The organism is Nisaea sp. (assembly GCF_039990255.1).
Taxonomy (GTDB): Bacteria; Pseudomonadota; Alphaproteobacteria; order Thalassobaculales; family Thalassobaculaceae; genus Nisaea.
In genome coordinates, this window is sequence record NZ_JBDXGG010000007.1 from 210,382 (window position 1) to 226,968 (window position 16,587).

The 16,587-nt window shown below is 58.6% G+C and carries 13 protein-coding genes; 7 read left to right on the forward strand and 6 right to left on the reverse strand.

Translation table 11 applies throughout. The features are described from left to right. Window positions 1-23 precede the first annotated feature (23 nt). Window positions 24-488: an Hsp20 family protein gene (locus ABJ076_RS05735; protein ID WP_348191012.1), complete on the reverse strand. Its 465-nt coding sequence runs from the start codon at window positions 486-488 to the stop codon at window positions 24-26. Window positions 489-682: 194 nt separating this feature from the next. Further along, complete coding sequence (locus ABJ076_RS05740) at window positions 683-1,411, reverse strand: protein phosphatase CheZ (protein WP_348191015.1); 729 nt, start codon at window positions 1,409-1,411, stop codon at window positions 683-685. Between the two features lie 355 nt (window positions 1,412-1,766). Between ABJ076_RS05740 and ABJ076_RS05745 the strand changes: the two genes are divergently transcribed. The 4 genes from ABJ076_RS05745 (at window position 1,767) to ABJ076_RS05760 (ending at window position 5,778) form a co-directional block, all read left to right on the forward strand. Next, window positions 1,767-2,714, forward strand: a complete 948-nt coding sequence (locus ABJ076_RS05745; protein WP_348191018.1) for a hypothetical protein — start codon at window positions 1,767-1,769, stop codon at window positions 2,712-2,714. Between the two features lie 111 nt (window positions 2,715-2,825). Beyond that, on the forward strand, window positions 2,826-4,253 hold the full coding sequence (locus tag ABJ076_RS05750) for a pentapeptide repeat-containing protein (protein ID WP_348191021.1): 1,428 nt from the start codon (window positions 2,826-2,828) through the stop codon (window positions 4,251-4,253). Window positions 4,254-4,264: 11 nt separating this feature from the next. Continuing rightward, window positions 4,265-4,723, forward strand: coding sequence for an MmcB family DNA repair protein (locus tag ABJ076_RS05755; protein WP_348191024.1), 459 nt, complete (start codon window positions 4,265-4,267; stop codon window positions 4,721-4,723). Window positions 4,724-5,079: 356 nt separating this feature from the next. Beyond that, on the forward strand, window positions 5,080-5,778 hold the full coding sequence (locus tag ABJ076_RS05760; RefSeq protein WP_348191026.1) for a hypothetical protein: 699 nt from the start codon (window positions 5,080-5,082) through the stop codon (window positions 5,776-5,778). A 20-nt stretch (window positions 5,779-5,798) separates the two neighbouring features. Here ABJ076_RS05760 and ABJ076_RS05765 read toward each other — a convergent pair whose 3' ends face one another. The 4 genes from ABJ076_RS05765 to ABJ076_RS05780 form a co-directional block, all read right to left on the reverse strand. Further along, entirely contained in the window at window positions 5,799-6,779 is a 981-nt protein-coding gene (locus ABJ076_RS05765) for an FkbM family methyltransferase (protein ID WP_348191028.1), read from the reverse strand. A 129-nt stretch (window positions 6,780-6,908) separates the two neighbouring features. Further along, complete coding sequence (locus ABJ076_RS05770; RefSeq protein ID WP_348191031.1) at window positions 6,909-7,799, reverse strand: MBL fold metallo-hydrolase; 891 nt, start codon at window positions 7,797-7,799, stop codon at window positions 6,909-6,911. 4 nt (window positions 7,800-7,803) lie between these two features. Then, window positions 7,804-8,655: a fumarylacetoacetate hydrolase family protein gene (locus ABJ076_RS05775; RefSeq protein WP_348191033.1), complete on the reverse strand. Its 852-nt coding sequence runs from the start codon at window positions 8,653-8,655 to the stop codon at window positions 7,804-7,806. 94 nt (window positions 8,656-8,749) lie between these two features. Beyond that, complete coding sequence (locus ABJ076_RS05780; protein ID WP_348191036.1) at window positions 8,750-9,550, reverse strand: undecaprenyl-diphosphate phosphatase; 801 nt, start codon at window positions 9,548-9,550, stop codon at window positions 8,750-8,752. 351 nt (window positions 9,551-9,901) lie between these two features. Between ABJ076_RS05780 and ABJ076_RS05785 the strand changes: the two genes are divergently transcribed. The 3 genes from ABJ076_RS05785 to ABJ076_RS05795 are packed head-to-tail and all read left to right on the forward strand — an operon-like array spanning window position 9,902 to window position 16,508. After that, window positions 9,902-11,344, forward strand: coding sequence for an NAD(P)-dependent oxidoreductase (locus ABJ076_RS05785; RefSeq protein ID WP_348191039.1), 1,443 nt, complete (start codon window positions 9,902-9,904; stop codon window positions 11,342-11,344). A gap of 17 nt (window positions 11,345-11,361) precedes the next feature. After that, the gene (gltB, locus tag ABJ076_RS05790; protein ID WP_348191042.1) at window positions 11,362-15,915 is read left to right on the forward strand and encodes a glutamate synthase large subunit; all 4,554 of its coding nucleotides are present in this window, start codon (window positions 11,362-11,364) and stop codon (window positions 15,913-15,915) included. Next, window positions 15,912-16,508: a glutathione S-transferase family protein gene (locus ABJ076_RS05795; RefSeq protein WP_348191045.1), complete on the forward strand. Its 597-nt coding sequence runs from the start codon at window positions 15,912-15,914 to the stop codon at window positions 16,506-16,508. Before gltB ends, ABJ076_RS05795 begins: the two co-directional genes overlap by 4 nt. Window positions 16,509-16,587 lie beyond the last annotated feature (79 nt).

Below are 16,587 nucleotides of genomic sequence, written 5' to 3' on the forward strand. Positions count from 1 at the left end.
TTGTATCTCCGCATTCTGCGTTGTTAGTCGGCTCGCTCAACATCAAGCTTTTTTCTCGTACTCGATGTCGACGGTTTCTTTCCTGCATTGATCTCAATCGTTTGTACCTTAACCTCCGGCATCGGGCGGCGGAGATCAATGTGAAGGAGGCCGTTGTCGAGGTCAGCAGTTTCGACTTCAATACCTTCCGCCAGAACAAAGGTGCGCAGGAACTGGCGCGCGGCAATGCCGCGATGCAGGTAGATTCTGTCGTCTTCCTCGACCTGGCGTCCGCGGATGACTAACTGGTTGTCCTCGATCTGCACGCTGAGTTCGTCGGAGCCGAAACCGGCGACTGCAAGTGTGATACGGAGACCGTCACTCGAGGTTTGCTCGATATTATACGGCGGGTAGCCATCGGCCGTGGACTTGGCTATCCGGTCGAGTGTCCGCTCGAAATGATCGAAGCCGAGCAAGAGCGGAGAGTTGAAAACAGACATGCGTGACATGGGACCAACCCCTCATGGCATGAGCGAGACGATCTTTGGGTCCGCTTCGCGGCACCCAGAACGCGTATCCTCATTGATCACGCGCTCAGTTCATGTAGGTGATCGACGGGCCGGGATCAAGATCCGGCTCCTTCCTCCCGTGCTTCCATTTTTGTTTTCCCAGGCAGGCGGTTGCAGCACTCGGCAGGAGACACCTAGTCGAACAGCGCGTCGATATCGTCCTGGCTGAGGCCCGGCGCCCCAAGCGCGGGTCCATTGAGAAGACCTTCTTCCTCTTCTGAAACACCGTCACCGGTTTTTGACTCGTCCTCTGGGATCGGCAGATCCTTGAACGCTTCCAGGCCGCCCCAGATATCGATCATGGCCAGGATCCGGCTTTCGATGAACCGCAGCGTCTTCACCACCTGAGTGATTCGCTGGCCGGTAAGATCCTGGAAGCTGCAGGCCTCAATGATCGAAATCAGCTGGTTCGATGCCTGATCGATCAGTTGCTGGACTTCAGGGTCATCAAGAGTGAAGCCGTGAATCTGTTTCAGGGTGCCTTCGATACCATCGACCGATTCCATGATCTCGTTGGTCGCGGTTTCGGTGGTTTGTACGATCGTGTCCAGTTGCAGGGAGGCCGTCTGCATCTGGTCTTCCGCGGACATTGGGTGCTTGATCGCCGCGATCTGGGTTTTGGCTTTACCAATCGAGCGGACCATCTGCGCAATTTCGATTCGCAGATCGTGATCGATATCGTTCGTATCCAGGCCGCTCGTATCGTGGGATTGCTCGTCGGGCTGTTCCGCCACATCGGGTGCTTGCACCGGAGCCTGCACACCCATCCCGACTGCCTTCCGGATCTCTGATAGCTCGGTTCTCAAACTCGAAATCTCGGCGAGTAGAGCTTCTTCGAACGCACTGGAAGAGAAAGATGGCATGATATCCTGCCCGGAAGTTGGCGATTGGATCGGATATCCGCGTTCTTGAGCGCGACGCTCCACCGAGAAAACTCTTCCCTTAGTATCACCCACGGCGCGACCTCAGCACTTGTTAGACTTCATCAGACATGAGGGCGTGCTATGCATTTAAACTGTGCGACGCCACTCCATTTACATTACACGATAAGCTGAGCGTTCCTAATTTTCCGTTAATCAATTATCTCTATCAAAGAAGTGCAGAAGGCATACGTTGGTTTAGATTGATAATGATGTTAGCAATTCGTTCAGTCTTCTGGCGTATGACGGCATGACGAGACAGGGCGACCGGCCCTAGGCCCTGTGATCTGGAGCGAATATGACCGCTGCTGAAGAAGAAGGCGCGTTGGACCCATCCACGCACTTCGCATTCGAGCATAAAATTTTTAAGGTTAACGGTGCGCATTTCATGCTGACCGGCCAGGACCGAATTGCGGCCCTGCGTGTGAAGGTTGGAGATCTTGAAGCATCTGTTCCGCTTGAATCATTGTGTGCGGAGTTCGGAATCGAGGAAGATTCCCAAGATGGTAAGCTGCTCGTTACGGTCCGCAAAGGGCTGAACTACGTCAAGGATATCCGGCCCGGAGATACAATCCCGCGCGAATTGTTGGACGGCTCTGCCAGTTGGTCGATTGAGGAAAAGCATCTAGAACGCGCCAAGAACCGCCTGATGGCACAGATCGCCAAATGGGTTTCTGGAGAAGACGTCTCCATGGAGGAGTCGGATATTCAGGCCGAGTTGGCTAAGCCGGAGACAAAGGCGCGAATCCAGAACGGCATTGCCGACATTGCCGAAAAGCTGGGCTTGGGAAAGGATCGCAAGCAGGAAGTGCTCGACCTGGTCGACCGGGTTGCTCGCGAGCTTGCCTATATCGAAGCCTTGCGGGACCGCTTTACCTATGCGAGCGCGATCCAGGCCAAACTCGTTCAGGTGATTGCGTTGCATCGAGGCGACAGACAGTTCATCAGCGAGGTGCAACGTGTTCGGACCCTGATGGAGCCTCCGATCCGGGACTTCAGTTTCATCTTTGATCAGGTCGATGCCCAGACCGGTGAAATCCTCACTGTGCTGAGAAGCTACGACAAGCAGATCAATTTCATTCGCGAGATGCGGGATGAGCTGCACAAAAAGATCATGATCTGGGATGAGGTGATCGAGACCTGGAATATCGATCTTTCCACGCGTTCCAAGGGGATTCGTGAAGCTGTTCAGTCGACCTATAGGTTTGTGGCGTATAATTTTCCGCAAGCTCAGGATTGGATGTAGTGTCTCTTCCGTCAGTATTTTTTTGCAATCAGTAGTCAGAACGCAATTTACTGAAGAACCACGCATCGTGGCTTCGTGCCGATGCACAGAGTTGGAGAGTAGGCGCATTTCTTGCCAGGACAGGACCCTGACAACGATACAGTGACGGGCATTCCGTCCGAAGTCGCATGGTCGGCTTCTGAAAAACGTCTGGATCTCGGCGCATCCGCGACCGGCGATCTTCCCCTGAGGCAAATTACTGCTCCGGAGCTCGAAGATGTAGTCGAGCGTCACGGTATGTTCTTGCGCGGGCAGAGCGGCGGCGCGCGCGCCAATCTGCCAGGATACGATCTGAAATATATGGATCTCGCAGGCAAGGATTTGCGCGGTGCCGAGTTGTCAGGCTCGTCACTGAGAAGCGCCAATGCCGAAGGGATCAATCTGCAGACAGCGAATCTGTTTGCTTGTGACATGCGCGAGACCCTTCTTAAGGGGGCTGATCTTTCGCGTGCGGATCTCCGTGGCGCCTGCCTGCGCGGAGCCGATCTCTGCGATGTACTGCTTATGGAAGCGGATCTCCGGGATGGGGTGCTGCTGAAGCCGGACAAGAAGGGAAATCTCGTCGCGGTCACCTATAATACCGTCGATGCGGATCTCGCCGTTGCCAACGCAACCCGCGCGGATATGAGCCGGGCCCGGCTTTCCAACGCCTTCATTGTGCAGACCGATCTGACCGATGCGAAGCTGCGCAATACGCGTTTCGTGCGCGCGGACCTCAGTCACTCGAACCTGACGGGGGCTGACCTTGAGGGGGCCGATCTCACTGAGGCCGTGCTGACCGGTGCGATCCTGAACGGAGCCATCCTATACAACGTGGTCTTCAGTGGCACGGACCTGACGGACGCCGATCTCGCTGGGGCGGTATTCTCTAACATGAACCCCGGGGATCCGCAGTTCCGACTGGCCAGGATGCCGAAGCTTCTGGATACCCTCGGCCCGGAAATGGCCGATATCATGGTGCGTCATGACGTCTGGATCAAAAGTAACGGCAAGGAAGGCGAGCGGGCTAATCTGGCGCGACGGGATATCAGTCGTCAGAGCCTCAGCCGCCTGAACCTGGCGGCAGCAAATATGGAATGCTGTGTCCTGACGGGGTGCGATCTTTCCGGCGCGAATCTGCTGATGGCGGACATGGCTCTGGCGGATATGCGGACAGCAGATTTGTCCAACGCGGATTTACGCGGAGCCACCATGCGCCGCGCGAACCTGATGGAAGCAAGGCTTGTCGGAGTGCAGGCAAGCCCGGTGCAGATCGTCGGGGCAAAAACGCAACATTGGCCCGCGCATTTCGATCGTGCCCGTTTCGACAATGCCGTGCTGCGGGGTGGGGATTTCCATCAGGCAGAGATGAGCGGGGCTGTTTTCACCGGCGCCGATCTACGGGACTGTGATCTGCGGGGGGCTGTGCTCCGTGATGCCGAATTCGATGGCGCGGATCTACGTGGTGCGGACCTCTCCGGAGCGGATACGCGCGGGGCGAACAATCTCCTTCTGGACTGATGGCTTCTGGCATGCTGAATCGTCCGGAAATAACCCTTCAGGTCACTCGAGGGGTTACGCGGCTTTTTACCAATCTCGATTGGTGTCACGTGACCGAGATGCCGCTGCGTTCCAGACGCCGGGTTGACGTTATGGCGGTGGATGCCGCTGGAAATATCGCGATTGTCGAGGTGAAGTCCGATCAGGCTGACTTTCACGCTGATGGGAAATGGCACGAGTATCTTGATTTCTGCGACCGGTTTTATTTTGCCGTCACGCCGGAGTTTCCGCGCGATATCCTGCCGGACGATCCACGTTGCGGCCTGATCCTGGCGGATCAGTATGACGCTGTGATTGTCCAGGATGCAGAGCCATCGCAGCTTAAAGCCGCGCGCCGCAAGTCTCTTACCTTGAAGCTTGCGAGAACCGCCGCACGGCGTCTCTCTGTTTTGACGGACTGTTCTCTCGATTGCCGGGGACTGTCAGCGTAGGAGATGTTTATTCATCACGTTTTGGAAATAATGCGAGTCATTTTGGCAAATCCATGCTTGCTGTGCAGTTGTGCAATGCAAAATATGCGAATCTTGCATGACTGATCGTGATCTATATTCGATTTGTGCATTCGTTCACTTTCGAAAGGAACACGAACATGAACCAGTTCAGCATCACGCAGACCCTCCTGACCTGTGCCGGCATTCTCAGCCTGCTTGGTTCCGTCGCCTATTACGGTGCGATGAATAACATCTAAAACCTGTCCTTTCGAAAGGGCGTGCGATGGGGGTTGGAGGTCTTGCTCCAACCGGCCTAGACTAAGTGTCGTAAATGACGCTTGGTTTAATGAGTTCCCATGAGACGCGCCCCGCCGAAATCCCTCCCTAGCCTTGCCGAGCCCGGACAGAAGATTGTGCGTCCTAAGGATTCCGGGAGCCTGATTGTGCTCCGGCGCCAGGGGGATGGCCTTGATGTCCTGATGGGGCGGCGGGCCAGGAAAGCTGTTTTTGGCGGTGTCTACGTCTTTCCGGGCGGCAAGGTCGATGCCGCCGACCGCTCTGTCGGTTTCGCCAGCGATCTCGCCCCCGATGTCCTTGCCCGAATATCCAAAGACGAACGACGTGCGCGGGGATTCTCCGTGGCAGCGGTTCGTGAGACATTCGAGGAAACCGGTCTTTTGTTGGCCGGTGCGGCTGACGTGGGCGTAACGAATCACGAGACATGGAAGGATTTCGCCGAGCGGGGCATCGCGCCAGATCTCGGCAAGCTCGGTTATGTCGGCCAGGCGATCACGCCGGCGAAGCGCAAGGCGCGCTTCAATGCCCGGTTTTTCTTCGCCTGGGCTGAAGACATGACCGGGGATATTGGCGGCAGCGGTGAGCTGAGCGATCTCGATTATTTTCCTCTGGCTGAAGCTCTGAAACTTCCCCTCGTGGACGTGACCGAGTTCATGTTGCTGGAAGTACAGCGTCGGTACGCGGAAAACATGGTTCCGAAGGAAGCATATCCCTTCTTCAGCTATCGGACGGATGCCCCATATATCCGCTATAGCTGAGAGACCGGCTCGCGGGAGCGCTATTTGGGTTGAACCAGGACATTGAAAACGGCTGGCCGTTCTATGCAGTCGATTTGTTCCAGCCCGAGCTCTGCCAAATCGGCAAAATCCTGCTCTGCTGTGGTTTTATAGCATTCGAGGATGATTTTGGTGCGGTCCCTGTGGATGAGGTCCAGCACCGATTTGATGATGCGTAACTCCGCACCCTCAACGTCCATCTTTATGAAATCGACTCGTTCCGGCCAAAGTGTTCGTAGGGCGCGTTTCGGAATCGCCGGGCCAATACCTTTGGCGGCTTCTCGGCTGCTCGCCAAGTTAATGCGTTGTACCATATTGAGCACACCGTCTTCGGAATCTACGGCGATATCGAGATTGGCGGTATCGATATTCGTAAGGCCGTTGAGAGCGATATTGCGGCGTAAAAGCTCGCAGGTTTTCTTTATGGGCTCAAAGACGTGGATTGTTGCTTTCGGGCAGGCCGTTGCCAATGCAATGGCGTGATTGCCGACATTCGCTCCGAGATCGAGGACGATATCGTCCTCACCCATATGCTTCAGGATAAGGTCGACTTCTTCCGGCTCGTAGAGCTTTTGCCGGATATGATGAACCTCAAGCTCACTGTTGTGCCCGGATATCGCAAATTTCAGGGTATGGCCGTGGAACGGAACTTCAGCGACATCGTTTCCTGCCTGCAGGAACGTCGCGATCTCCTGGCAGGCGATGAGATTAATATAGAGATACGGATGTTCTGTGTCGATATCTGACGCCCCGCCAAGCAGGCTCCTGCAGATATCTAATACCTTGTCATATCGTCGGCGCGCCAGATTGATAAGGGCGAGTTCGCCAAGGTAGAGGGCTGTATGCTCCGGTGATATCTGTTGCCTTATCGCTTTTGACAGGACTTCTTCCGCGACATCAAATTGCTCTGCGTTTTCGGCTATATATACGGAGGCTAGAATGCGCTCATGTGCGTTGGGGTTCGTTTCTTCATTTTGACTCAAGTCACACACCCCGATTGCAGATGTCAGACCCGCATCCCAAAGTGGCGCGCGCCAGTTAGGCCCGACAAGCGGGATCTAAAAATTGAATGCTATCAGTGATGTGTTGTGGGGTAAACTTGTGCTCGCTATTCAGGGCAAGCTAAACCGGCTCTCTTCGTGGATCACGCCGTCGCAGCGTACCCGTCCAGTCTCCACGAGGTAAATCAGAGCGGCCAGCAGAGAGCGTGCGGCGGCGCCATGCACGGCTGGTGGCACGTTGGCATAGATCACCGGAACCATGTCTGAAATGAATTCCTTTCCATCCCGGAGGCAGGCGAGAATTTCATCTTCCCGGTCCCGGCGGTGGTCGATGAAGGCCTCGATGAAAGGTTTAGGGTCCCTGATCGGCCCGCCATGTGTTGGCCAATAGATCTCGTCATCCCGGTTGAGCATCCGGTCCAGGCTGCTGAGGTAGTCGCCCATATTCCCGTCCGGCGGCGAGACCACACTGGTCGACCAACCCATGACAAGATCGCCGGGAAACAGGATTTTGCGGTCCGGCCAGGCGAAGGCCAGATGGTTCGAGGTGTGCCCCGGTGTGTGCAAGGCCTCAAGGCGCCAGCCGCTGCCCTCTACCACATCGCCGTCGTGCAGCGTGACATCTGGCGAGAAATCAGCGTCTCCACCGGCCTCGATGCCGTCCGGGCCGCGACCGTGCGGACCGAAGCCGTAAGTCTGCGCGCCGGTCGCGTCCTTGAGGGCGGCGGCGGCCGGGGAATGGTCGAGATGGGTGTGGGTTACCAGAATATGGCTGACTGTTTCCTTCCCGAGCCCGGTCAGCAGGGCGGAGACGTGATCGGGGAGATCTGGCCCTGGGTCGATCACGCCGACATTGCCCTCGCCAACGATGAAGGTTGCTGTCCCCCGAAAGGTGAAGGGGCCGGGATTGCGGGCAACGATCCGCCGGAGACCGGGCGCGAGCCGCTCGATCACTCCATAGGGCGGCTCGAAATCCCGGTCGAAGGGAATCTGCGTCGCCACGGGATCAGGCTTCCGACACGATCGGGTTGGACAGCAGGCCAATCGTGTCGATCTCGATCACGATCTCGTCGCCCGGCTTCATCCAGACCTGCGGGTCGCGGCGGGAGCCGACTCCGCCCGGCGTGCCGGTGACGATGACGTCGCCCGGAACCAGCTCGGTGAAGGTGCTGATGTAACTGATCAGGCGAGGGACAGAGAAAATGAGATCGTCGAGTTTCGTGTGCTGCATGACTTCGCCATTCAGGCGTGCCTCCATCACCAGGGAGCCAAGATCTGGAATCTCTTCTTTCGTGACGAGGTATGGTCCGAAAGCGCCGGTTCCGATGAAGTTCTTGCCCGGTGTGAATTGGGTGGTGTGGCGCTGCCAGTCGCGCACGCTGCCTTCATTGTAGCAAGCATACCCTGCGATGTGATCCATCGCGTCCGCTTCGGCGATATGCCGGCCGGACTTGCCGATGACGACGGCGAGTTCTGCCTCGTAATCGAGCTTGTCCGAGACCTTCGGCTTGATCAGAGGCTGGCCATGGCCGATTTGCGTGTTGGCGAAGCGGGCGAAGATCGTCGGATGCTCGACTTCCGGCCAGCCTCCCTCAATGCGGTGCGCTTCGTAATTCAGGCCGACACAGAGAATCTTCTCGGGATCCGGAACGACGGGCAGGAAATGTGCGTCCGCCAGCGTGACCGACGGAGCGCTGTCTTTCAGGGCTGCGGCGACCGAAGTCAGGGCGTCCGCGGCAATGGCGGCCTTCAGGCTCGGATAGCGGGAAAGCGTGGAGGCATCGACTGAGTGCAGTCCCTTGTCCGTTGCCAGCCCCCAGACCGTCTTGCCGTCCAATTCAAACGTCGCGAACCTCATATGTCGCCTCCCTGGCGTTTCCGTATGGTTTTATCGGAAGTTTAGAAAGGCCGCTGGTTACGGTCGATGCCCGATCCGGCATCAATGAGGTCCGTCAAACGGCATAAACCATATAGAGCAGAAGGGCGCCGAGCAGGACACGGTAGACCACGAAAGGCATGAAGCCGGCATGTTTCAGCCAGGTCATCATCAGAGTGATTGCGACCAGGGCAGAGCCGAAGGCAAGCCCAGCCGCCGTCATGGCATCGCGGGTCAGGCTTACATCGCCGCTCTGCCAGAGCTCAATGCCGGAGAGGGTGCCGGCACCGGCGATTGCCGGGATGGAGAGCAGCAGGGAAAAGCGTGCCGCGTCGGCCCGCTCAAAGCCGAGAAACCGTGCCATGGTCATGGTGATGCCGGAACGGCTGGTGCCGGGAATCAGAGCCAGGACCTGTGCCATGCCGATCGCCAGGGCGCCGCCATAGCTCATATGTTCAAGGCGCCGGACCGTCATGCCGACCCGATCCGCCAGGCCGAGCAGCAGGCCGAAGCCGAGTGTCGTCCAGCCGATGATTTCCACGCTGCGCAACATGCCGCCGGCATATTTGTTGAGCGTGTAACCGGCAATGACGACCGGTATCGAGCCAACGATAAGCTGCAGCATCAGACGGGTGCCTTGATCGACACGCCCCCGCACCAGTTTCCAGAAACCGGTGAGCATCATGCCGATCTCGCGCCATGCATAGACCATCACAGCGCCGAGCGTGCCGACATGGACGGCAACATCCAGCATGAGACCCTGATCCTTCCAGTCCATCATATAGGGGACGAGGACAAGATGACCGCTGGATGAGATGGGCAGGAATTCGGTGATGCCCTGAACGAGGGCAAGGATAGCCAGATGAAGTATCGGCACCGACAGGCTCCGGTCTTGGTTTTGTCGAGGATGTAAGAAATCTCGCGATCATTGCCGGAGCCCCCGATCTCCCGCAGATAACGTTAATAAGACTATAACATCCCGCTGAGACAGAAAGAATATGGCATAAAGTTCCGAATTGAGACTAAATGTTGATCGTGGTTTGGGTGTGCTGCTGTGCCCTGGAGTCGCGCGACCCAAAATCAAGAAAATTAGTCCTAACTATTGACCTTTTTGCTTCCTTTCCGTAGATAGGCGCTCCCCGATGAGGTATAGTGCGGTCCGAACGACAATTCGGGCGGCGTAAGCCTGAAGAGGAATAAGGCCCGAAGGGCTGTGGGAGAGAGCGTAATGACCACCGACCATATGCTGAAGTTTGTCCATACCGCGAAGCGGATGCCTTCCAAACGCGAAGCGGATGCGCGTCGGCAGGATTTTGGCGAGATCTATGACGAGTTCGTTGAGGATCATGCTGCAGAGCAGGCAAGCCGGTGCTCCCAGTGCGGCGTGCCCTATTGTCAGGTGCATTGCCCGCTTTCGAACAATATTCCCGACTGGCTGATGCTGACGGCCGAAGGCCGGCTGGAAGAAGCTTACGAGATTTCCAGCGCGACGAATAATTTCCCGGAGATCTGTGGTCGCATCTGCCCGCAGGATCGTCTCTGCGAAGGCAATTGCGTGATCGAGAAGGGTTTTGAGTCGGTCACCATTGGCTCCGTCGAGAAATACATCACCGAGACCGCCTTCGAGCAGGGCTGGGTTAAGCCGGTTAAGCCGGTCGCCGAGCGTAAGGAAAGTGTTGGCATCATTGGGGGTGGCCCCGGCGGGCTCGCGGCGGCGGAACAGCTCCGCAAGCGCGGCTACCAGGTGCATGTCTACGACCGGTACGACCGGATCGGCGGCCTGATGATCTATGGCATTCCGAACTTCAAGCTCGAGAAAGACGTCGTTCAGCGCCGCACCCGGGTTCTGGAAGAGAGCGGCATTCATTTTCATACCGGTATCGATGTCGGCAATGACATCACCGTGGCCGAGTTGCGCGATAAACATGCTGCGGTTTTGGTTGCCACCGGCGTCTACAAGGCGCGGGACATGAAATGCCCTGGTGTCGGCCTCGGCAACATCCATCCGGCACTGGAATATCTGACGGCATCCAACCGCAAGGGGCTCGGTGATACTGTTCCGGCTTTCGAGGACGGTAGCCTGAATGCCGAGGGCAAGAACATTGTTGTCATCGGCGGCGGCGATACCGCGATGGATTGTGTTCGCACTGCCATTCGTCAGGGTGCCAAATCGGTGAAATGCGTCTATCGCCGGGACAAGGCCAACATGCCGGGCTCACAGCGTGAAGTGCAGAACGCTGAGGAAGAAGGCGTCGAGTTCATGTGGCTGTCGGCCCCCGAGGCTTTCACCGGTGAAGATATTGTCGATGGCGTGCGTTGCCATCGCATCCATCTCGGCGTGCCGGACGCGACTGGCCGTCAGGCGCCGGAAGTGGTTGAGGACAGCAGCTTCACGATCCCGGCCGACATCGCGATCCTGGCGCTCGGTTTCGATCCCGAGGACATGCCGACCATGTTCGGTGAGGACGCGTTGAAGATTTCCCGCTGGGGCACCCTGTCGGTCGACTTCACGACCATGATGACCAGCCTGGATGGCGTTTTCGCCGCGGGCGACATCGTGCGCGGTGCCTCCCTGGTGGTCTGGGCCGTCCGGGATGGCCGGGATGTTGCCGATCAAATCCATGCCTATGTCGAGCAGCAGGCTAACGCCGCGCTCGATCTCGCTTCCTGAAGCCGAGGGTGACCGACATGAAACAGGATAACCAATTTCCGATGACCGGCGGCGACGCCTTCGTGGCCGACTGGAAGGCGAATGTAGAGAGGCTTCAGGCTGCCCACGCCTATAACCCGGCGGACGAGCGTGAGAATTGCGGTGTTGGCTTTGTCGCGTCCATTGATGGCACGCCACGGCGCGACGTTGTGGAAGCTGGCATCCAGGCCTTGCAGGCGATCTGGCACCGGGGCGCGGTCGATGCGGACGGCAAGACCGGCGACGGCGCGGGTATTCATCTGCAGATTCCACAGGATTTTTTCCGCGAGCATGTGGAGCGTGCGGGGCAGGCAGTCGGCGACAGTGTGATCGCGGTCGGTATGGTGTTCCTCCCGCGCACGGATCTCGCTGCTCAGGAACGCTGCCGTTGTATCGTTGAGGAAGAGATTCTGTCGCGCGGCTACAAGATCTTCGGCTGGCGCCAGGTGCCGGTGAATGTCGAGGTCATTGGTGAGAAGGCGAATGCGACCCGGCCGGAAATCGAACAGATCATGGTCTCCGGCGACGCGGATGGCGACGAGGCCGGATTCGAGCGCGATCTCTATGTGATCCGGCGCCGGATTGAGCGCGCGGCACTGGCTGAAAACATCACAGACTTCTACATCTGCTCGCTGTCCTGTCGCTCCGTTATCTATAAAGGCATGTTCCTGGCTGAGCAGGTCACCGAGTTCTTCCCGGATTTGCTGGACGAGCGGTTCGTCTCCAACTTTGCGATCTACCACCAGCGCTATTCGACCAATACTTTTCCGGCCTGGCGCGCTGCCCAGCCGTTCCGCGTGCTGGCCCATAATGGCGAGATCAACACGCTGAAGGGCTGCTGGAACTGGATGCGCAGCCACGAGACACGGATGGCGGCGGACTCGTTCGGCGAGGAGATCGAGGATATCAAGCCGGTTATCCAGGATGGCAGCTCCGACAGTGCCGCCCTTGATGCTGTGTTCGAGCTGATGATCCGGGCCGGGCGCTCCCTGCCCATGGCCAAGACCATGATGATCCCCGAGGCGGTGGCAGACGGCGGCGCCCTGACTCAGGAACTGAGGGATCTGTATGCCTATTGCAATGCGGTGATGGAGCCGTGGGACGGCCCAGCGGCGATTGCCGCTTATGGTGGCCGTTGGGTGCTTGGCGGCATGGACCGCAACGGTTTGCGCCCGATGCGTTACAGCGTCACCGATAACGGTCTGCTGATCGCCGGGTCCGAGACGGGCATGGTCAGGGTCAAGGACAAGAACATCATTGAAAAAGGCCGCCTCGACCCGGGCCAGATGATCGCGGTCGATCTGCAGGAAGGTAAGCTCTACCACGACACCGAGCTTAAGGCGCACCTTGCCGCTTCCCGGCCGTTTGGCAAATGGATCAAGCAGAGCACCAAGATCGATAAGCTGATCAAGAGCCATCACGAAGAGAAACCGGGCCTGGAGCGCGACGATCTGCGCCGCCGCCAGGTGGTCTCAGGCTGGTCTCTCGAGGATATGGAGCTGATCCTTCAGCCTATGGCCGAGGGCGGTAAGGAAGCCATCGGCTCGATGGGAGACGACACGCCGCTGGCGGTGCTGTCCGAGAAATATCGCGGCCTGCACCATTTCTTCCGGCAGAATTTCAGCCAGGTGACGAACCCGCCGATCGATAGTTTGCGTGAGCGTCGGGTGATGACCCTGCGCACCCGCCTCGGCAACCTCGGCAACATTCTGGATGAGACCGAGGAGCAGTGCGAACATCTGCTGCTCGAATCCCCGGTCCTGTCGAACGCCGAGTTCCAGGCGATGCGGGACTATATGGGCGACACGGCGGAAGAGATCGACTGTACCTTTGATGTCTCAGGCGGCGACTCTGCGCTTTCGGAAGCCATTGACCGTATTCAGCGCGAGGCGGAAGACGCGGTGCGCGGCGGCTGCACTCATGTCGTGCTGTCGGACAAGGCGATCTGCTCTACGCGGGCGGCGATCCCCATGATCTTGGCGACCGGCGCGGTGCATTCCTATCTGGTGCGCCAGCAGCTCCGGACCTTCACCTCGGTCAACGTGCAGACCGGGGAGTGCCTCGATACGCATTACTTCTGTGTGCTGATCGGCGTCGGCGCCACGACGGTGAATGCCTATCTGGCGCAGGAAGCGATTGCCGACCGGCATGCCCGCGGGCTGTTCGGCGACAAGTCGCTCAGCGATTGTGTCGCTGCTTACCGCAAGGCGATCCAGGATGGCATCCTGAAAGTGATGTCCAAGATGGGCATCTCCGTTCTGTCTTCCTATCGCGGCGGCTACAACTTTGAATCCGTCGGGTTGTCCCGCTCGCTGGTCGCCAGATTCTTCCCGGGTATGCCGTCCCGGATTTCCGGTCTCGGCCTGCCCGGCATCCAGAAAAAGGCGCTGGAGCAGCACCGTAAGGCTTTCGATGAGACGGTGGTGACGCTGCCGATCGGCGGGCTCTACCGGTTCCGCCGCCAGGGCGAAAGGCATGCGTTCGACGGGCCTATGATGCATGCCCTCCAGCATGCGGTCGCGACGGACAGCTATCATCTCTACAAAAGATATGCGAACGAGATCTATACCCAGAAACCGGTCAATCTTCGCGATCTGCTCGGCTTCAAGCCGACGGGCGAGGAAGTGGCGCTGGAAGATGTTTCTTCCATCACCGAGATCCGCAAGCGGCTGGTGGCGCCGGGAATCTCCCTCGGGGCGCTCAGCCCGGAGGCGCACGAGACCCTCTCCATCGCCATGAACCGGATCGGCGCCAAGTCGGACTCCGGCGAGGGCGGCGAGGACCCGGCACGCTTCAAGCCGCGTCCGAACGGCGACAATCCGAGCTCGGCCATCAAGCAGGTTGCCTCCGGCCGTTTCGGCGTCACGGCGGAATACCTGAACAATTGCCGCGAGCTTGAAATCAAGGTCGCTCAGGGCGCCAAGCCGGGTGAGGGCGGGCAACTGCCGGGTATCAAGGTCAACTCGATGATCGCCAAGCTGCGGCACTCGACGGAGGGCGTCACCCTGATTTCGCCGCCGCCACACCACGATATCTACTCGATCGAGGATCTGGCTCAGCTGATCTACGATCTGAAGCAGATCAACCCGGATGCGCGCGTCTGCGTGAAGCTCGTAGCCTCTTCCGGTATCGGCACGATTGCGGCCGGTGTCGCCAAGGCGAAAGCGGATACGATCCTGATTTCCGGCCATGGCGGCGGTACCGGTGCCAGCCCGCAGACCAGTATCAAATATGCTGGTATCCCTTGGGAAATGGGCCTGTCCGAAGTGCATCAGGTGCTCACCCTGAACCGACTTCGGCACAAGGTTTCGCTACGCGTCGATGGCGGTTTCCGGACTGGCCGCGATGTGGTCATCGGCGCCATCCTCGGTGCCGAGGAATTCGGCATAGGCACAGCTTCGCTGGTGGCGATGGGGTGCATCATGGTGCGTCAGTGCCACAGCAATACCTGCCCGGTCGGGGTCTGCACCCAGGACCAAAGCCTGCGCGCCAAGTTTGACGGCACGCCGGAAAAGGTCGTGAACCTGTTCTCCTTCGTTGCCGAGGAAGTGCGCGAGATCCTGGCGGAACTCGGTGTGCGGTCGCTGGAGGAAGTGATCGGCCGGACCGATCTGTTGCACCAGGTCAGCCGTGGCGATCCGTCCCTCGACGATCTCGACCTGAACCCAATTCTGGTGCGTGCTGACAGTGGCGGGTTGCCGGTGATGAACGCGGTTGAGGGCCGGAACGAGGTGCCGGAGACGCTGGACGCGCAGATGATCAAGGATGCGCAGCCGGCGCTCGAGGGCGGTGAGAAAATGCAGCTCACCTACAACATCGCCAACACGTTGCGCGCCATCGGCACCAAGCTGAGTTCCCGGATCACCCGGAAGTACGGCATGTTCGGTTTGCAGCCAGGGCACATCACAGTGCGTTTGCGCGGCTCAGCCGGTCAGTCCCTCGGCGCCTTCGCGGTGCAGGGGCTGAAGCTGGAAGTGTTCGGCGATGCCAACGACTATGTGGGCAAGGGCCTCTCCGGCGGCTCCATCGTGATCCGGCCGATGACGGCGGCGCGATTTAATTCGAACGAGAACACCATTGTCGGCAACACCGTGCTCTACGGGGCGACGGCCGGGCAGCTTTTTGCAGCCGGTCAGGCGGGTGAGCGATTTGCCGTGCGGAACTCCGGCGCCGATGCGGTGGTCGAGGGGTGTGGCTCGAACGGTTGCGAATACATGACCGGCGGCACCGTTGTTCAACTTGGCTCGGTGGGTGAAAATTTTGCTGCAGGTATGACCGGCGGCATGGCCTTCGTCTACGATTCGGACGGCCGGTTCGAGCATAACGTGAACCCGGAGAATGTGCTCTGGCAGCGGATCGAGACGGATTACTGGGAAGCGGCCCTGAAGCGTCTGGTGCAGGAGCATGTGGAGCAGACCCAGTCCCGCTTCGCCGAGCGTCTGCTGATCAATTGGGGGCAAGAAATTCGCAATTTCTGGCAGGTTGTGCCAAAGGAAATGGTCGCCCGCCTGCCGCAGCCGCTGAGCTATTCCAGCCGGGAAAAGCGGGCGTGAGCGCGCCCGCCTTTACCCTTTACGGCGACCGGCGTTCCGGCAATTGCCTGAAGATCGTCTTCGCGGCCGACTGGCTCGGCCTCGACTACACGTTCGTCGATATAGACATCATGACCGGCGAAAGCCGGACTCCGGAATTCCTGGCGGTGAACCCGGCTGGTCAGGTGCCGGCTGTCGATTTCGGCGACGGCAAAATACTGGCCCAGTCCAACGCGGCGCTGCTTTATCTGGCGGAGAATTCGGCATTGCTGCCGGATGATCCGTTCCATCGTGCCAAGGTGAACGAATGGCTGTTCTGGGAGCAGTACAGCCACGAGCCTTATGTCGCCGTCTGCCGTTTCCGCATGCTTTATGAAGGCAAGGGAGCTGATGAACGAGATGGCTGGCGCGTTGAACGCGGGGAGCAGGCGCTGGACCATATGGAAGCCCAGCTTGCGGGCAAGAGCTTTCTTGTCGGTGAAGCCTTGTCCGTGGCCGATATCGCCTTGCTGGCCTATACGCGGGTCGCCCATGAAGGTGGCTTCGATCTGACGACCCGACCGAGCCTTTCCGCTTGGATCAAACGTTGCGAAACTGCGCTTGAGCTAGCCTGATCTGGCATTTATGGGGCGGTCAACGCGTTCTGAGTCTAAGCACGCCGCCCCGAAGGCTCCGTTTTTTGCCTCCCATTCC